17 protein-coding genes are annotated in these 18,029 nt (G+C 54.3%); 10 read left to right on the forward strand and 7 right to left on the reverse strand.

The features are described 5' to 3' along the window. The first annotated feature begins 43 nt into the window (after positions 1 to 43). Entirely contained in the window at positions 44 to 676 is a 633-nt protein-coding gene (locus tag IB237_RS23115; RefSeq protein ID WP_192491077.1) for a MarC family protein, read from the forward strand. Between the two features lie 31 nt (positions 677 to 707). Here the strand turns inward: IB237_RS23115 and IB237_RS23120 are convergent, their stop codons facing one another. The 3 genes from IB237_RS23120 to IB237_RS23130 all read right to left on the reverse strand — a co-directional run bounded on the left by IB237_RS23120 (position 708) and on the right by IB237_RS23130 (position 2,614). Continuing rightward, complete coding sequence (locus IB237_RS23120) at positions 708 to 1,268, reverse strand: TetR/AcrR family transcriptional regulator (RefSeq protein ID WP_192491078.1); 561 nt, start codon at positions 1,266 to 1,268, stop codon at positions 708 to 710. A 2-nt stretch (positions 1,269 to 1,270) separates the two neighbouring features. Continuing rightward, entirely contained in the window at positions 1,271 to 1,735 is a 465-nt protein-coding gene (locus IB237_RS23125) for a DUF1348 family protein (protein ID WP_192491079.1), read from the reverse strand. Positions 1,736 to 2,017: 282 nt separating this feature from the next. After that, positions 2,018 to 2,614, reverse strand: a complete 597-nt coding sequence (locus IB237_RS23130) for a GntR family transcriptional regulator (RefSeq protein WP_192491080.1) — start codon at positions 2,612 to 2,614, stop codon at positions 2,018 to 2,020. A 158-nt stretch (positions 2,615 to 2,772) separates the two neighbouring features. On the opposite strand from IB237_RS23130, the gene IB237_RS23135 reads away from it, so the two are divergent. The 3 genes from IB237_RS23135 (at position 2,773) to IB237_RS23145 (ending at position 5,719) form a co-directional block, all read left to right on the forward strand. Next, the gene (locus tag IB237_RS23135; protein ID WP_192491081.1) at positions 2,773 to 3,492 is read left to right on the forward strand and encodes a YafY family protein; all 720 of its coding nucleotides are present in this window, start codon (positions 2,773 to 2,775) and stop codon (positions 3,490 to 3,492) included. Between the two features lie 45 nt (positions 3,493 to 3,537). Beyond that, positions 3,538 to 3,909, forward strand: coding sequence for a DUF1330 domain-containing protein (locus IB237_RS23140; RefSeq protein ID WP_192491082.1), 372 nt, complete (start codon positions 3,538 to 3,540; stop codon positions 3,907 to 3,909). Positions 3,910 to 4,108: 199 nt separating this feature from the next. Beyond that, entirely contained in the window at positions 4,109 to 5,719 is a 1,611-nt protein-coding gene (locus tag IB237_RS23145; protein ID WP_192491083.1) for a hypothetical protein, read from the forward strand. Between the two features lie 298 nt (positions 5,720 to 6,017). Here IB237_RS23145 and IB237_RS23150 read toward each other — a convergent pair whose 3' ends face one another. Continuing rightward, positions 6,018 to 7,115, reverse strand: a complete 1,098-nt coding sequence (locus IB237_RS23150) for a DUF6161 domain-containing protein (protein ID WP_192491084.1) — start codon at positions 7,113 to 7,115, stop codon at positions 6,018 to 6,020. A gap of 711 nt (positions 7,116 to 7,826) precedes the next feature. Then, positions 7,827 to 8,624, reverse strand: coding sequence for a hypothetical protein (locus tag IB237_RS23155; protein ID WP_192491085.1), 798 nt, complete (start codon positions 8,622 to 8,624; stop codon positions 7,827 to 7,829). A gap of 206 nt (positions 8,625 to 8,830) precedes the next feature. Here IB237_RS23155 and IB237_RS23160 point away from each other — a divergent pair, with 206 nt between their 5' ends. Beyond that, the gene (locus IB237_RS23160) at positions 8,831 to 9,310 is read left to right on the forward strand and encodes an OsmC family protein (RefSeq protein ID WP_192491086.1); all 480 of its coding nucleotides are present in this window, start codon (positions 8,831 to 8,833) and stop codon (positions 9,308 to 9,310) included. 80 nt (positions 9,311 to 9,390) lie between these two features. Here IB237_RS23160 and IB237_RS23165 read toward each other — a convergent pair whose 3' ends face one another. After that, a complete protein-coding gene (locus tag IB237_RS23165) occupies positions 9,391 to 9,939 on the reverse strand; it encodes a single-stranded DNA-binding protein (protein WP_192491087.1) in 549 nt (182 codons plus the stop codon). Between the two features lie 305 nt (positions 9,940 to 10,244). Here IB237_RS23165 and uvrA point away from each other — a divergent pair, with 305 nt between their 5' ends. Together uvrA and IB237_RS23175 are read left to right on the forward strand one after the other, a co-directional pair. Then, positions 10,245 to 13,166: an excinuclease ABC subunit UvrA gene (gene uvrA, locus IB237_RS23170; RefSeq protein ID WP_192491088.1), complete on the forward strand. Its 2,922-nt coding sequence runs from the start codon at positions 10,245 to 10,247 to the stop codon at positions 13,164 to 13,166. Between the two features lie 11 nt (positions 13,167 to 13,177). Then, positions 13,178 to 13,981 (forward strand): DUF72 domain-containing protein, encoded by an 804-nt coding sequence (locus IB237_RS23175; RefSeq protein WP_192491089.1) that lies wholly within the window; start codon positions 13,178 to 13,180, stop codon positions 13,979 to 13,981. A gap of 1,009 nt (positions 13,982 to 14,990) precedes the next feature. On the opposite strand, the gene dusA is transcribed toward IB237_RS23175, so the two are convergent. Beyond that, the gene (gene dusA, locus IB237_RS23180; RefSeq protein ID WP_371815393.1) at positions 14,991 to 16,031 is read right to left on the reverse strand and encodes a tRNA dihydrouridine(20/20a) synthase DusA; all 1,041 of its coding nucleotides are present in this window, start codon (positions 16,029 to 16,031) and stop codon (positions 14,991 to 14,993) included. Positions 16,032 to 16,121: 90 nt separating this feature from the next. Between dusA and IB237_RS23185 the strand changes: the two genes are divergently transcribed. The 3 genes from IB237_RS23185 to IB237_RS23195 all read left to right on the forward strand — a co-directional run bounded on the left by IB237_RS23185 (position 16,122) and on the right by IB237_RS23195 (position 17,790). Further along, positions 16,122 to 17,237 (forward strand): tyrosine-type recombinase/integrase, encoded by a 1,116-nt coding sequence (locus IB237_RS23185; RefSeq protein ID WP_192491091.1) that lies wholly within the window; start codon positions 16,122 to 16,124, stop codon positions 17,235 to 17,237. A 206-nt stretch (positions 17,238 to 17,443) separates the two neighbouring features. Continuing rightward, positions 17,444 to 17,623, forward strand: coding sequence for a hypothetical protein (locus IB237_RS23190; protein ID WP_192491092.1), 180 nt, complete (start codon positions 17,444 to 17,446; stop codon positions 17,621 to 17,623). Next, the gene (locus IB237_RS23195; protein ID WP_192491093.1) at positions 17,620 to 17,790 is read left to right on the forward strand and encodes a hypothetical protein; all 171 of its coding nucleotides are present in this window, start codon (positions 17,620 to 17,622) and stop codon (positions 17,788 to 17,790) included. The genes IB237_RS23190 and IB237_RS23195 overlap by 4 nt, the downstream gene beginning before the upstream one ends. Positions 17,791 to 18,029: the final 239 nt, after the last annotated feature.

Genomic DNA, 18,029 nt, shown 5'->3' on the forward strand with positions numbered 1-18,029 from the left:
TCGGGGCGAAATTAATAGCATGACGTAACGAAAGGGACACAAAATGGTTAGCGGAGAAACATTGCTCAATGCCTTGACCACCCTGCTCGTTACGCTGGACCCGCCAGGTCTGGCCCCGGTTTTCCTTGGCTTGACGGCTGGCATGACGCGCGCCCAGCGCTCTCAGGTGGCGCTGCGCGGCACGCTGATTGCCTTTGCCATTCTGGCGGTGTTTGCGCTGTTTGGTGCCGCTGTGTTGCAACTGCTTGGCATCTCGCTTGGTGCCTTCCGCATTGCCGGTGGTCTGCTGCTGTTCTGGATCGCGTTTGAGATGATTTTTGAAAAACGCCAGGAGCGCAAGGAAAAGACCTCGACCATCGCCATCACCAAGGACCACATTCATAATCTGGCGGTGTTTCCGCTGGCCATCCCGCTGATTGCCGGGCCCGGCGCCATTTCCGCCACCGTGCTGATTGCCGGTTCCATGCAGACCTATCTCGACAAGGCCATTCTCTTGGCCGTGCTCGCCTTTACACTTCTGGTGGTCTATCTGGCGCTGGCCATTGCCGACCGCATGGACCGCTTCCTTGGCAATACCGGCCGCGCCATTCTGACCCGCCTGCTCGGCGTTATTCTGGCGGCCCTTTCCGTGCAGTTCGTGGTGGATGGTATCAAATCGGCCTTCAATCTGGCGTGAACGGCCGTTTGGCGCCAGAAGCGCACATCCTCTAATCCGCGATTAATCGCTCCCGAAGCTGATTGATTGCGCGTTGAAAGACGGTTGGATCATCCATCGCCCTGGAAAGAACAATTGCGCCCTGGATAGAAAGAACGGCTTCCTCCGCAAGGATGCGTGATTGACCAGCCTCCATGCCCCGCCGAACAAGCGCTGACTGCAATGCGTCTATCCAAGCTGCGAAATAACCTCGGATAGCTTTGGCGAAGAGGTCACGCGTGTTGGAGACCGCCAATGCACCGACGAGGCACACGCGCTCACCGGACTTGAAATATCTGTCCGTGGAATCGAGCATGTCACCGATAGCCGCATTTGCATCGCTCCCGTTGCGCAGAGGGGAATACACGGCATCCTCGAACCATCTTTCGATTTCGGCGAGTACAGCCTGAACCATCTCTTCCTTTCCGAGTGGAAAAAAGTGATAGAGGCTGCCCTTGCCGAGACCGGTAGCCTTGCTGATCAAAGCAAGGCTTGCTCCTTCATAGCCATGTTCGCGGAACACTTCGGCCAATGGGGCTATGGTGTCGGACCTTTCCGCGACCATTCGTGCCATTGTTAAAGGCCCAGATCGCTGAGGCTAGCGTGGTCGTCCGGTCGACGGCCAAGAGGCCAATGGAACAAACGATCGCTTTCCGCAATTGGCATTTCGTTGATGCTTGCGTGCCTGTGCGCCATCAGACCGTCCTCTGCAAATTCCCAGTTTTCGTTACCATAAGCGCGGAACCAACGCCCACTGTCGTCACGATATTCATAAGCGTAGCGAACTGCAATGCGGTTGCCGGTGTACGCCCAGAGCTCCTTGATGAGGCGGTACTCGTGCTCCTTGTTCCACTTGCGTGTCAGGAATGCCTGAGCTTCTTGCCGATTTGTCGCGAATTCAACGCGGTTGCGCCAGCGTGTGTCGAGCGTATACGCCAGCGCGACCTTGGCGGCATCGCGGGTGTTCCAACCGTCTTCGGCCAGGCGAACTTTTTCGATAGCGCTTTCAAGAGTGAATGGAGGAAGTGGAGGGCGAGACATGACAAAATCCTTTCCAAGACAATAGAGTGTACCGATGAGTAATTTCTTTACTGATCGGTACAATGCTCTGCAATGGTTCGTCTGTCAAGTGGATCTTCATTTGCTTTAACGGATGTTCATTCAGTGCCGAGAGCTGGTTTGTCGCCGAACTGAACGTCAGGATTTTCATCTATGCCAAGACATACGCATGAGGTGTGATGACCGCTTTCGGCCGATAGCGGACTTCGCTCGTTAGGGTGTCATTTGGTGATCAGGCCACCTGCCCGCCCCTTCGCTGTGCGTTTAGCGAAGTTGCGTCTGCGCGGCCAGAATATGGTCGCGCAATATGGCGCAGGCGGTATCGCTATCGCCAGCACGATAGGCGGCGACCAGCCGCTCATGGTCATCCAGCCAGCGGGCGGTTTCCGTTGCCAGCTGCTGATAACCTGTGGCGTGGAGAATGCAGCTGGTGCGCAGCTCCTCTATGATGGCCAGCTGACGGTGGCGTCCGGCTGGGGCATATAATGTCTGGTGAAACAGCCAGTCCCCGGCCTGCCAGCCGGGACGCCCGGCCTCAAGCGACGATTTTTTCAGCGCATAGTCGATCTCAACAAGGTCTGCCGCTGTCGCCTGTTTGATGGCGCGGGCCAAAAGATCACATTCCAGCATCACCCGCAGGTCGAAGATTTCATCCAGGCTGTGGCGCGACAGGCTGACGACGCGTGCGCTTTTGCCGGGCAGGACTTCAACGATCTTTTCGCCTGCCAGCATTTGCAGCGCATCGCGCACCGGAATGCGGCTGACGCCATAAAGTGCAGCCAGTTCGACCTGCGACAGCACAGCGCCGGCCTCAAATTTTCCGCTGAGGATATCGGCGCGGATGCGGTCTGTCAGGTTCATTGCAGGTTCCTTTGCCAGCGGCGTGAGCGTGGCGTGTTATCGTGCGTACACATGTATACAAATGCGCTAAAAATGGATCAAGCAATGATAGCTGGATATTGCGCTGCTCATCATCACGGGCGTTGCGCAGGGCCACGCTTTCGTGGAATGAGTTGACCATGTCGAGAACCAGCCGCCTGTTTGAAATGTTGAGTGTGCTGCGCGCCAAACGCACGCCGGTGACCGCGCAGGAACTGGCAGACGAGCTTGGTGTTTCGCAGCGCAGTGTTTACCGCGACATTGAAACCTTGCGGCTGCTGGGTGCGCCCTTGGATGGGCAGGCTGGTGTTGGTTTTCTGTTGAAAGAAGGCTTTTTTCTTCCGCATTTTGCGTTTTCAGCCGACGAGCTGGACGCCATACGGCTTGGGCTGGAATGGGTGCAGCAACGCGCCGACCCTGCCCTTGTGCAAAGTGGCGAAAGCGCCATGGCGAAGATATTGTCGGCGCGCAATGACAAGGCGGCATCAAGCGCCACAGCAGTGCCGTTGATGATACCGGCGACCGCTTCCGAACGCACGGACCCGGCCCATGTTGCGGCAATGCGTGACGCCATCCGCAGGCAGATGAAGATGTCCATTGATTACAAGGATGCTGAGGGCAGCGTCACGCAGCGGACAATCTGGCCAATTGCGCTGGTTTATTTCGACGATGTGCGCATTCTTGCGGCATGGTGCGAGCATCGCGCCGGCTTTCGCCACTTCCGTGTGGACCGTGTTAGCGCAGCGTCTGTGTTGAGCGAACGGTACCCGGAGCGCCGTCCTGTGCTGATCAAACGCTGGCGTGAGCAGGATCGCGATTGGCGCTCAATGCTGACAGTTTCTGACAAACAGCCACGGTAAACTTGATGTTGAACCCACGCACGGTGTCACATCAAAGGAATAACCATGGTTACGATCAATCAAACCGCCCTCGCCGACTTCCTGTCTGCCAAGGATGATAGCCCCATCGTCATGTTGAACCTGCTGCGCTTTGACCCCGATGGCGGACGGCAGCGGCACCACGAATACCTTGAAATGGCAGCACCGATCCTGGCGCGCTTTGGTGCCAAAATATTGTTTCGGGGCGATGGCCTGCCGGTGCTGACCGATGGCGACGTAAAAATGTGGGATGCGGTGTTGCTGGTGCAATATCCAAGCCGTGCCGCCTTCATGGCGATGGTGGAAGACCCGGAATACCAAGTGGCCTTTCAGGTTGGTAAATCCGCCCTAGTTGACATCGTGCTGCAGCCGCTGAAGCAGACCGAGATTTTCGGCTGAAAGCAGTTCGAAGGTTGCCGCGCAGATCGTGACCAGCGATCTGCGCCTGACCCACCATTGATATCGCACGTTTTTTACCTTGATGGCTCAAAGCGCTTCGGGATAGGGTTGCGTCCAATAGGACAGCTTATTTTCGTGGGGAACTGCCTGATGCAGCGCCACGTCTTTCAAATCCGTTCGAAATCGATTGTGAGTAGATATGACGTTTGAAGAAAGCCTGGATTTTCTAGAGACCTATGAGCCAGACGATTACCGATCCCTAAAAACCGCCCAGGAAAACTGGAAATCACTGATCAGCGAAGATCGTGGCAACGTTGAACGACTGTACGATATCTACTTTGCGACGATCAAAGCCTTCCTCGGTGAAAATGACGCCTTGGCTCTTAGCGGTGTGAAAGCTTATAATTTCATTCTTGCATTTTCCGGCACGACAACTGTGGCCAGCCATGGTGGCAAGGAAGAAGCATGGCGCATTCTGAGTGAGCGGCACGCCCAACATCTCGACCTTTTGGCCCGCGCAATCGAACGACCCAATAGTGTTGTCAGTGACAAATTCAGCCGGACACGAACGGGAACCTGGGCCGATATCGTGACATCGATGCTCGACCTTTATTATTGGCACAAGCCTTATAGCAACCACGACGAAACATTGAGGACCGAAGCAGCCACGCTCGTTCCTAGGATATACCGGGCCTACCCGGACCATAAGAGTTTTCTCCTGCCCGATCACCTGATGCTGCATCCAGATGCAGTCCGCGAAGCTGGTGAGCTGATCCGGTTCTACATCTTGGAAAAAGGCCAGCAGGAAGCGCCTCTGCTTGCGGGCCTTGCTTACGATATGTTCAGGTTCCACAGCGACAAACGCAAACCGGCGCACGCGCAATCGGCCGCGATCCTGCAGCATGCTCTCAGCGACGCATCGTCCTGGAGTGCGCAACAGCTCGACCAGTTCCTGGAGGAGGTTGTTCTCACGCCTCTGGATATCCAGACATATCAGAGCCAAGAGGCTGAAGCTCTGCTGCAATCGACCATCGCCAATTACGAACGTCTGCTGCGGGAAAACAAATATGAAAGCCATCTCGGCACGTCAGCACAAACCTACCGCGAACGCGACGAAAAAACCCTTCAGGCGCATCGTGCAACGCTTAATTTGATCCAGAGTGATTTCGACGCCTGGAATAGAAAACGTCGCGACAAGGCCGTGCAGCGGCTTGCCGTTTCTGCAACAACCCGCAAGGCGTTCAAGGTTATCGAAACGAAGCTCCCTACCCCTTATACTAAGCGCATTGGCGCGCTTCTCAAAGAGGCTGCGGACTATTCAAACCGTCCGAAACTTTACCCCCCGCACAAGCCATCCGAAAATCGGTTCAAGGACTTTGGCTTGAAGCTGCTGGTCATCGAAGAGCTTATGTACCGGCAGAAAGTGCTCACGCCGCAATTCGATATCCACCTGTTTGCGAAGGAATATGAGAAGCGGGAAATTTCCGTCGAGATTGACGGTTACGAGATCATCCCGGAGGTCGAGACCTACTTCAAGAACCTGCCGATATCGGACGAACTGCTGGCCAAGGTCGAAACTTTGCATCAATCCAGCGGATTGAACGGCGGGTCCGAGTTTATCTATCACCTCTACCCCTTCTGGGACCCCGGTAGTGGCGATAAAGCTATTCCCGTCAGTAACAAGGCGATTACTGATCTGGAGCTTTTGCCAAACCTGAAATCGATCAGTGGACTGGAAAACAGCAAGCCTGGTCCGAAGCTGCTAAAGGCGCTTGCTGCGCGGGATATCAAGGTTTCGGCTGAGGGGTAGCCTGTCAGGTTGCGTTTCAGTTTGGTAAATTATCACTAGCGGACATTGTGCAGCCGCCGCTTAAGTAGGACGCGATTCCCGGTTGATAGTAGTTTGACGTGCCGTGCTGATCATGACGATTTATAGCGCGGAATTGTGCGGCTTGCTGCTCCTCAAAACGCCATGTTTTGCTGGCTGGAGCCAACGGTAGATAGCTCTCACACGCTCATGTCAGCGTCGCATCCATGACAGTCCCGCAACAAAGCCGGCGTCCGTCGCGTAACGGGTAGCAGAATGCGCCTTTTAGGTGTTGTACATCCTATTTCTTGATCAGTTCGAGAAGTCCTGATGGTGGTCCATCATCTTGTGCACTTGTAGGGGATGGCCTGAATAGGGCATTCAGGATTAACGCACGATCTTGCTCGGACACACCTACCGATTTCCTCTTTGCTAGGCCTAAAAAAGTGATGGCCATGACACGGCGATGCTCAGCGTCAGCTGCTACCGCGAGGTTCTGAGTATACACTCTACTAACATGCTTGAGTAACCAGCCATATGCCAACACAGGTATCGTAAATATCACTAAAGACGCTACCGAAAAGCTGCCCTTTGTGAGATCTATTACATGATCGATATACCCAGAAAAATTGGTCCAGTTCAGCCACACTACGATGGTCGGGATTAAAAGCATTATAGCAAAAAGAATTAGAGCTCCCACAGCATAACTTGACGCAGTCGAGGCAACACCTTTCCAATGGCGAGAGGGGCCTTGCAACAGCAGATAGTTTTCGTAGAGGTCATGAAGTTTCTGAAGCTCGATAGTCTTCTCTTCTATGTAGGCGTCAAGTTTTTGACGTCCCGCTTCCACAGCCGCCCTATTCTCTAATAGGGCCTTATCAGTATCCTTCTCAGCCTTCTTTGCTCTGCTGAGAGCTTCTGAAGACGACACCACATCAGCCGTTGTAACTGAAAAGGGATTGTACTCAACGGCAAACCGCAGTGTATATAGGTCACCGGCTACATCGTTGTGCAACGACGACAAAATGGAATCGGTAAAAATAATTGCAAGACGTTGCGCCGCAATAGGGTTTTTGGAAATCAGATTCGATAGAGCTGTTCCCAAGCCTCCTTGCGCCAAAATGACGTTAAGTTGCTTAGCATCCTCAACGAAATCGTCAGCTGACTCAAAGTGTCCAGCTCTAATATCAGAAAGTATACCGCTTAGACGTTGGCTATATACTTGCGTAATGTTGGTTCGCCCATAAGACCTGTTGGCTACGACCAAATCCCTGTCAAGGGCTGACAAACCTGTCCAGAAATTCAGCTCTTTTCCAAACCAAGACAACAGGTTATCGAGCGGCATTTTTGTTTTGGCGATACCTTGAGGACGGCATTCCAATTCATACCAATCGGACACCTGAATACTCTCCTCTATTCGCTCTCCATGCTGCTCATGGTAGTGAGTCCGACAACTTTTGCAACTACACTGACTTTAAAGGCACGTGCTGCAATGCTCTGCACGTGAGTCTTAGATTAAAGTAGAGGCTACTTATCTCAGATCGGTGAGATTCTTGGTTACCCGGTGCCATGAGACAGCAGTGGGCTAAGCTTCTTGGGGAATCGAGATAGGCAGGCAATCGATGCAGGGAGGTAATCAAACTGCCTCGATTGATGCTAGCTTCCTGCCCCTATTTTAACTCGTCAAGAACATCATCGCTTTCACACTTGGCATATTCCTTGGCACTGTTAGCAAAAGTGATAGCCCTGTTAGCTGCCGCAACTGCCTCATTCGCGTAGTCTTGCAGCTCTTCTAGGTACTCTTCAACATCGTCCTGATAGCTTGTAATCTCCCAGTCTTCGCATGTGTGAGTTCGCGAGTACTTATAGCCAGATAAGCAGTAAGGGACTGAGGGCTTTTTGTAGCTACCCGGTGAACTTGGCAACGTCACGCTCGCATATGGCTCAGAGCAGTATGCCAGCGCTGAGTTAGGAGCCGCGATGATGACAACAAAAAGAAACGCTAAGCGTAGCATACCAGGACCCCCGTCCGTTTGATTAGCCTGGAGCTTACCTTAGGTTGATTGCTGGGAGAAGGTAAAGCGGTTCCATCCGAGACAGCTCGCAATGACTACCTCACCTTTGTCTTCTTTTCTCTAAAATCATTGAGGTCTATGTGTATTGTAGCGGGATCAATCATCACTTGACGACGTTTCTCAAGTTCAGTTTTCCTTTTAAGCCTGCGATTTAGTTCGATGGCTGGTGTCATTGCGTATTCGGTAGGGTCCATGCCCGGAGGCAAGCGCAACCCTCGCATTAACAGAGCAATCAAAGCGGTAAGTGAGTTATCGTCGGTTTCACCGCCAGTCCTTATTTGAAAATCTAGCAGGTATTCTTCGGTTGGGATGTTGGTAGGAGGCAGGACACCCGCAAGCTTGGCTACTTGAGCAAGGTTGATGTTTCTTAATAGTCCGTGTCCGTCTTGGTTGTTTTTGGCGTAGTTCTTTTCCCAGTTGCCCCATGCTTGGTTAACCCTGGCGTCGGTAAGTGCAAGTCTCACATACCCGTGTTCCATCCTATTGGCCACCACGAGGGCGTGTAGGTGGTCAACATTATATTTCTTCAAGTCGATATGTGATTTTGGTATTCCGTAATGACACTCGAGAAATGCTTTGAATGTCGCTCTACATGTTCTTCTGCTTGCTGCAGCGTTAATCCAGCACTCTGCGAGTGCATCACTGCCCTTATTCAGAATAAAGGAATACTTTATACTATGACGAGGAAGAATGTAGTGCTTTCCTTGATGGTAATGCTCGAGCAATTTGAGGTCATCCTGACCTCTGATTCCGATGCTGTCAGCCACTCCTGGTATCGAAAGGTCTTTTGCTTGCGCCTCTAAATAAGAAGTGATGTCAATAACTGCCAGCATTCTAAAGGCTCCTCCTGCTCAGAGGACATAGTTCCCACCTTATGCATTAACATTGCCTTTAAAAAACCGTTTGTTGAAATGTCTCATGGGGACAAGTCCATGTGCCGCCAAACAGACTTTCTCTGGCCCTTCCTTGCCGCCAGCATTGGCATGGCCTTTTTCAGTGTGTATACACGTATACGAATCTTATGAAAAAGGATCGACCTGTGGCACATGAATATACCTCCGCTGTTATCTGGACCGGCAATCGTGGCGCTGGCACCAGCAGTTACCGCGCCTATGACCGCACCTGGGATGTCGCCGTGCCCGGCAAGGCGGTCATTCATTGTTCCAATGATCCGTTGCTGGGTGGTGACCCGACCAAGATGAACCCGGAAGACCTGCTGCTTTCGGCTTTATCGGCCTGCCACATGTTGTGGTACCTGCATTACGCCTCGGAGGCCAAGGTGGTGGTGACGGCCTATGAGGACAGCCCTGTCGGGACAGGCGAAGTGGAAAAAAGCGGTGCTGGGCGTTTTACCGCAGCCATTTTGCGGCCACGGATTACCGTGCTTGAGGGCACCGATATCGAAGTCGCGACTGCCCTGCACCACCGCATTCACGAGGTGTGTTTCATCGCCCGATCGGTGAATTTTCCAGTGAGTTATGAGCCAGTATTTGAGTTTTTGGCCAAGCCTGAAAGCTGAGATTGTCAGGCTGTGCAGACAATAAAAAAGCCCGGAAGCGTTTGCTTGCCGGGCTTTTTTTATAGGGATCAATTGGTCGATCAGAACGGGATATCGTCGTCCATGTCGTTGGAGAAGCCGCCCGCAGGCTGGCCGCCGCGTGCACCACCACCGCCGCCGCTGCGTGCTGGCTGCTGGTCGTAACCACCGCCATAACCGCCACCGGAGGAGCCGCCGCCGTAATCATTGCCGCCGCCGCCAAAGTCGCCGCCACGGCTGCCGCCGCCACCGCCTTCACCGCGTCCATCCAGCATGGTCAGCGTGGAGCCGAAGCCCTGCAGCACCACTTCGGTGGAGTAACGGTCATTGCCCGTCTGGTCCTGCCATTTGCGGGTCTGCAGCGCGCCTTCGATATAGAGCTTGGCGCCCTTCTTGACGTATTGTTCAATAACCTTGCAAAGACCTTCGTTGAACACGACAACCGTGTGCCATTCGGTCTTTTCTTTGCGTTCGCCGCTGTTGCGGTCACGCCAGGTTTCGGAGGTGGCAATACGGAGATTGGCAATTGGGCGTCCGTCCTGGGTGCGGCGAATTTCCGGGTCCGCCCCAACATTACCGATCAAAATTACCTTGTTTACACTGCCTGCCATCTCGTTATCCTTGCTCCGTGCATTTTGCCCGGAAAACTTTCTTTTCTAAAACTGGTGAGATCATAGACCATAGAGGTGGCCAATGGGCACCTTTACCGCCACACAATCCACAAGGAATGTTTGCATACAATTCACCGGGATTGCTTTCACGTCAAGTTTGTTCTTTCTTTGTTCCAATAAATCTCTATTATCCAGCGGAACAGAATCGAAAAGCAGCTATTCCATACGATTAAACTCGACACCGGGCTTGGCCGCACTACATAAGTGCCCGACCCTGCCCGCCAACATATATTCCGAGCCTTGTCATGAGCGAATTGAAAACGATTTCCATCCGTGGTGCACGAGAACATAACCTGAAGGGGATTGATCTCGACCTGCCGCGCAACAAGCTGATCGTGATGACGGGACTGTCCGGCTCCGGAAAATCATCGCTGGCATTCGACACCATCTATGCGGAAGGGCAGCGCCGCTACGTGGAAAGCCTGTCGGCCTATGCGCGCCAGTTTCTGGAAATGATGCAGAAACCGGATGTGGACCTGATCGAGGGTTTGTCGCCGGCCATATCCATCGAGCAGAAAACCACCTCGCGCAACCCGCGCTCGACGGTGGGCACCGTGACCGAAATCTACGACTATATGCGCCTGTTGTTTGCGCGTGTGGGCGTGCCCTATTCGCCGGCCACCGGCCTGCCGATTGAAAGCCAGACGGTGAGCCAGATGGTGGACCGTATTCTGGCGTTTGAGGAAGGCACCCGTCTTTATATTCTGGCGCCAATCGTGCGCGGCCGCAAAGGCGAATATAAAAAGGAAATGGCCGAGCTGCAGAAAAAGGGTTTTCAGCGCGTCAAGGTCGATGGCCAGTTCTATGAAATCGCCGATGTGCCGGCGCTGGACAAGAAATACAAACACGACATTGATGTGGTGGTGGACCGTGCGGTGGTGCGCGCCGACATGGCAAGCCGTCTGGCAGACAGCCTTGAGACATGTCTGCGTCTGGCCGATGGGTTGGCAATTGCCGAATTTGCCGACAAGCCGCTGCCAGCCGAGGAAACATCGGCCGGTGGTTCTGCCAACAAATCCCTGAACGAGACCCATGAGCGGGTGCTGTTTTCGGAAAAATTTGCCTGCCCGGTGTCCGGTTTTACCATTCCGGAAATCGAGCCACGGCTGTTTTCCTTCAACAACCCGTTTGGTGCCTGCCCAACCTGTGATGGCCTTGGTTCGCAGCAGAAGGTGGATGAAAACCTGATCGTGCCGGAACCAAACCGCACGCTCAAAGACGGCGCGATTGCCCCTTGGGCAAAATCGACCTCACCCTATTATAACCAGACGCTGGAAGCGCTGGGCAAAGCCTTCGGTTTCAAGCTGTCCAGCCGCTGGTCGGACCTGTCGTCGGCGGCCAAAGGCGCCATTTTGCAGGGCACCGAAGACAAGATCGAATTCCAGTATGAAGACGGCGCACGCTCCTACAAGACCGTGAAGAATTTCGAAGGCATCGTACCGAACCTCGAGCGCCGCTGGAAGGAAACCGACAGCGCCTGGGCGCGTGAGGATATCGAGCGTTACATGTCGGCAGCGCCCTGCCCGGCCTGCGCCGGTTATCGCCTGAAGCCGGAAGCGCTGGCAGTGAAGATCAACAAGCTGCATATTGGCGAAGTCACGCAGATGTCGATCCGAACGGCGCGCGATTGGTTTGAGGTTCTGCCTGAGACGCTGAGCGCCAAGCAGAATGAAATTGCCGTGCGCATTCTCAAGGAAATCCGCGAACGTCTGCGCTTCCTCAATGATGTGGGGCTAGATTACCTCAGCCTGTCGCGCAATTCCGGCACGCTGTCGGGCGGTGAAAGCCAGCGTATTCGCCTGGCCTCGCAGATCGGTTCGGGCCTGACCGGTGTTCTTTACGTGCTGGACGAGCCATCGATTGGCCTGCACCAGCGTGACAATGCCCGCCTGCTGGACACGTTGCAGCACCTGCGCGACATCGGCAATACGGTGATTGTGGTGGAGCATGACGAAGATGCCATCATGACCGCCGATTATGTGGTCGATATTGGTCCTGCCGCCGGTATTCACGGTGGTGAGGTCATTGCCCAGGGCAGCCCTGAAGCCGTGATGAACAACCCCAATTCGCTGACCGGCAAATATCTGTCGGGCGAAATGGGCGTGCCTGTGCCGGCGGAACGACGCAAGCCGAAAAAGGGCAAGGAAATCAAGGTGGTTGGCGCACGCGGCAACAACCTGAAAAACGTCACGGCCTCCGTGCCGCTTGGCGTGTTTACGGCGGTCACCGGTGTGTCCGGCGGTGGCAAGTCCACCTTCCTGATCGAGACTTTGTACAAGTCTGCGGCACGCCGCGTGATGGGTGCGCGCGAAATTCCGGCCGAACATGACCGCATTGACGGTTTGGAGTTCATCGACAAGGTGATCGACATCGACCAGTCGCCGATTGGCCGCACACCACGCTCCAACCCGGCCACCTATACCGGTGCGTTCACGCCGATCCGTGACTGGTTTGCCGGTCTGCCGGAGGCCAAGGCGCGCGGTTACCAGCCGGGCCGTTTTTCGTTCAACGTCAAGGGTGGTCGCTGCGAGGCCTGCCAGGGCGACGGCGTCATCAAGATTGAAATGCACTTCCTGCCCGACGTTTATGTGACCTGCGACGTCTGCCACGGCAAACGTTATAACCGCGAAACGCTCGACGTGACCTTCAAGGGCAAGTCGATTGCCGACGTGCTGGACATGACGGTTGAGGAAGGTGTCGAGTTCTTCTCGGCGGTTCCGGCGGTGCGGGACAAGCTGCAGTCGCTGTTTGATGTGGGCCTTGGTTACATCAAGGTCGGCCAGCAGGCCAACACGCTGTCTGGCGGTGAAGCGCAGCGCGTGAAACTGGCCAAGGAGCTGTCGAAACGCTCCACCGGCCGCACGCTTTATATTCTCGACGAACCGACCACCGGCCTGCACTTCCACGACGTCGCCAAGCTTCTGGAAATGCTGCATGAGCTGGTCAATCAGGGCAACTCCGTTGTTGTTATCGAGCACAATCTCGAGGTCATCAAAACCGCTGACTGGGTGATCGACATCGGCCCTGAGGGCGGTACCGGCGGCGGTGAAGTGGTTGCAACCGGCACGCCGGAAACCATTGTCAAGGAAGAGCGCTCCTATACCGGCCACTTCCTGAAGGAGCTTCTGGAACGCAGACCGGGCAAAACCCGGGTGGCGGCAGAATAAGGGGAATTGTCATGACGGCTTCATCTGGCACGATCAGAACCGGCATTGGTGGCTGGACTTTTGATCCGTGGGAAGGCACTTTTTATCCGGAAAAACTGGCCAAGAAACGGCAGCTGGAACATGCCAGCCGCCAGTTGAGCGCCATTGAGGTCAATGGCACCTATTATGGCAGCCAGAAGCCGGCAACCTTCGCCAAATGGGCCTCGGAAGTGCCTGACGGTTTTGTGTTTTCGCTGAAAGCCAGCCGTTATGTCACCAACCGCAAGGTGCTGGCGGAAGCCGGTGACTCCATGGAAAAGTTCCTTACGCAGGGTCTGACGGAGCTTGGTGACCATCTTGGTCCCATCCTGTGGCAGTTTGCGCCAACCAAGAAGTTCGAGCCGGATGATTTTGCGGCGTTTCTGGCACTGCTGCCGGAAAAGCAGGACGGACTTACTTTGCAGCACGTGGTGGAAGTGCGCAACGAAACCTTCATGGTGCCCGAGTTCATAGACCTTCTGGCCAAACACAAGGTGGCTGTCGTTTGCGCCGATCATCACGATTATCCGCTGCTGCCAGATGTCACGGGTGATTTTGTCTATTGCCGACTACAAAAGGGCGAGGACGATATCAAGACCTGTTACCCGGAAAAGGACATCAAGGACTGGGCTGGCCGGTTGAAAACCTATGCGGCGGGCGGTGTGCCCGATGATCTGCCGCTGGTGGCACCAGACCGCAAGCCGGAACAGAAAAAGCGCGACGTCTTTGCCTTCTTCATCACCGGCGGCAAGGTCAATGCTCCTAATGGTGCGCAATATCTGGCCAAGCTGGTGTGATGCATACACGGCGGCTTCGAGCCTACCATTCTTACGACGTCATCCTCGCCAGTGGCGACGTGTCGCGTTGATGTGGGATACTGGATTTGCGGGCCTGCATCCGCTCCCTTGAGGCGAGGATTTATCCACGCCAGCCACTTCAGTTTCATTTGACGAGATGTGATTGGATTCTCGGGACAGGCCCGAGAATGACGGCGAGTCTGGGTGAGGCAGAACAGGACCCCTCACCTGAAAAATCTATCACTTAGCAAGCTAAGATGATGATTTTTCTTCCTCTCCCACAAGGGTAGAGGTAAGGCGCAAAATGCACCGCCCCAATCCCTGACGCGGTTGTTTGTCGTTCGGTGGGTACCCACGACTTCCCTCTTCCCTGTGCTTGTCACAGGGATCCAGGCAAGCCCAAGTCATTGGGCTCTTATGTCGCCCCGACGCGCTCCGCTGGATGCCTGTGATTGATCCTCGGGTCAGGCCCGAGGACGAGGATGAGGGTGGCTGAGGGAGTGTTTGCGGCAAGAACCGCTGACCTTGCAACCTGTCTCAACGTCATCCTCGCCCCTGTGGCGAGGATCTAACCACGCCAGCCATGTCAGTTTCGTTTGACGAGATGTGGTTAGATACTTGGGACAAGCCCAAGTATGACGGCGGGTACGGGTGCGTCACAACAACACCCCTCACCTGAAAAATCTACGACTTAGCAAGCTAAGACCGTGATTTTTCTTCCTCTCCCACAAGGGTAGAGGAAAGGGCGCAAGATGCACCGCCCCAATCCCTGACGCGGTTGTTTGTCGTTCGGTGGGTACCCACGACTTCCCTCTTCCCTGTGCTTGTCACAGGGATCCAGGCAAGCCCAAGTCATTGGGCTGAAAAGACTCTTATGTCGCGCCGACGCGCTCCGCTGGATGCCTGTGACAAGCACGAGGCATGAGGGTGCCTGAGGGAATGTTTGCAGAAAGAAACGCTGACCTTCCGCTCCCACAGGGGTAGAGGAAAGGCGCCACTACTCACAACCTCAACCCGCAGCTTTCAGCGATGTGGCCTCGAAATCGATTGCAGCGAAGGCGGCTTCGATAACCTCTGGCCCTGCCCCCGGCTTGGTGGCGTCTGAGGACAGGATCTGGCGGAAGCGGCGTGCGCCGGCAAAACCCTGGAACAGGCCAACCATGTGGCGGGTGACGTGGTTTAAACGGCCGCCAGTGGCGATATAGTCGGCCGCAAAAGTCATCATGGTCTGGCAAATTTGCTGCCAGTCCGGTGCTACAGCCGGTTTTCCATAGATGACATGATCGACATCGCCAAGAATATTGGTGTTGTGATAGGCCGCGCGACCCAACATCACGCCATCGACATGCTCAAGATGTTTGCTGGCCTGAGCGAGATCGGAAATGCCGCCATTGATGCCGATAAAGGTGTTCTGATTTGCCGCCTTCATGGCATAGACCAGGTCATAATCCAGCGGCGGAATTTCGCGGTTTTCCTTCGGCGACAGGCCCTGCAGCCAGGCTTTGCGGGCGTGAATCCAGATGGCATCAGCACCAGCCTCGATCATGCGGGCTATAAAATCCGGCAACACATCCTCAGGTGTCTGGTCATCCACGCCAATACGGCATTTTACGGTAACAGGCAGGTCCGTCACCGCTTTCATGGCCGCCACGCAGCGCTGCACGGTTTCCGGTTCACGCATCAGGCAGGCGCCAAATGTGCCGGACTGGACGCGGTCTGATGGACAGCCAACGTTGAGGTTGATCTCGTTGTAGTTGTATTCCAGCGCAATTTTGGTGGCTGCGGCCAATTTTTCCGGCGCAGAACCGCCCAGTTGCAAGGCAACCGGATTTTCCGCATCATGATGGCTCAGCAGCTTTTCCTGCCGGCCATGGATGATGGCATCGGCAACAATCATCTCCGTATACAGCAGCGCATGATGCGACATCTGACGGTGCAGGTATCTGCAAAATTTGTCAGTCCAATCGATCATCGGCGCTACAGCAAAGACGGGACTGCCGGAATATAGGCTTTTCCCTTGATTTACAGGCTTTTCAGGTAATTCTGTCACGTCTCGTTTGCTCTTATTTTTGCTCTTTTGCGCTCGTTTCCTTGATGCTAATGCTACGGCGTAGCACTCAGGGAGCTTTGTAGCACTGCCATGGGCACCATTTCAGAACGTAAGCGCAAGAATGGTTCGAAATCTTATACAGCGCAGATCAGGATAAAGCGAGATGGCGAGGTCATTTACACTGAAGCTCAGACCTTTGATCGTCGGCCTGCGGCTGGTGCCTGGCTGAAAAAACGTGAAACCGAGCTAGCCGAGCCTGGCGCGCTCGACGCGCTAAAAAAAGAGAAACACATTCTCGCCGAAGTGATCAATCGATATATCAAAGAGAATGAGAAAGCACTTGGCAGAACCAAGTCACAGGTTCTTGACAAGATCAAAACATTCTCGATCGCGAACATGAAATGCGAGGATATCAAAAGCGAAGACATCGTTAGCTTTGCGCGAGAACTTCTCGTCGGACGCAAACCGCAAACCGTTCTGAACTACATATCTCATCTTTCCACTATATTCACGCTCGCTAGACCCGCGTGGGGTGTGCCGCTGAATAAGACGGCGATGGATGATGCGCAGATCGTACTCAGCCGCCTGGGCGTGACATCAAAAAGTCATTCCAGAAACAGACGGCCTACCCGTGCCGAGCTGGAGAAGTTACTCGAGCACTATACGGATCGGCAAACGCGGTACCCGCCGATGCTGACTATGGTACCGCTCATCCTTTTCGGCCTCTTCTCTACACGCCGGCAGGAAGAGATAACAAGACTACGCTGGGATGACCTTGAGGTCGAGAATAGCAGGGTGCTGGTTCGTGACATGAAAAACCCTGGGGAAAAGATGGGAAACCACACCTGGTGCGACCTACCCCATCCTGCCCTTGCGATAGCACTATCTATGCCCAAAAAAGGCGAATTTATATTCCCGTTCAATGGAAGATCCGTTTCGGCCAGTTTTACAAGGGCCACCGCCCTGCTCGGCATTGATGACCTGCACTTTCATGATCTTCGACATGAAGGCATCACCCGCTTGTTCGAAATGGGCCTGACAATTCCGCACGTCGCCGCGGTGTCCGGGCACAGGTCATGGACAAGCCTCAAAAGATACTCGCACATCAGGCAGTCGGGAGATATTTACGCCGGATGGAAATGGATCAAGGGATACACTGCTCCAAACGCTGAGGCGAAGATTGAGGAAGAACACCAGCAAACATAGTCCTTGACTGCGTTGATATTTGAGAACATTTGTAGAACAAAGTTGGAGCTTTGCACGTGACAAATGATCTTAGATATCGACCTAAATATACGTGGATGCGAACGTGGCCAGGCGAGTGTGGCCTAAACGGGAAGCTGCTCGATGACTTCGTTTGTATCGTTGAGGGGGAGATTGTCGGAAGGATATCAGCACAAGAGACCGGCCCGATGCGAAGCACCTATAAATGGGATGCGGGCCACTCAAAGCGTATCAAGGTAAAGCTGCTGCCGCAGGGAGGATATGCGGATGATGCACGCTCGGCTGCTCGTTTGGTGGAAGAGCATTACGACCTTGAGAGAGACGCCGCTGGATGGCCGCCAGTAACTGACTTTAGGAAAGCAGCATGAACGACGAAAAGACTAAGGCGGGTGATGGCGTTCATTGGGAACACTATTGCTGCATCCCAGAATGCAAAAAATGGGGCGGCTTGGGTTACGCACGTACAGCTGCAGAACCGGTGAAATGGTGGTGCGGCGAGCACTATCCCTACTGGGATATGCACAAGCCAAGCTAACATATTTATACGGTTAGGAAGTTATCATGACCGAACCATACCAGCCCAAGATGCAGTGGCGTCCATACGACCTGGGCCGACATAGACAGCACGGATGGAGCTGCACCGAAGATGGCCAGCCCGCAGGATGCGTACTCAAACAGAATTGGGTAAACCTCGATACAAAGTGGCACTGGGCGGGAAATGTACCCCACTACCTGAAAGGCCGCCCACCCCTCCCGAACACAGGTTATGAGAAA

Origin of the sequence: Agrobacterium sp. AGB01 (assembly GCF_014851585.1) — a bacterium.
Classification (GTDB): domain Bacteria; phylum Pseudomonadota; class Alphaproteobacteria; order Rhizobiales; family Rhizobiaceae; genus Agrobacterium.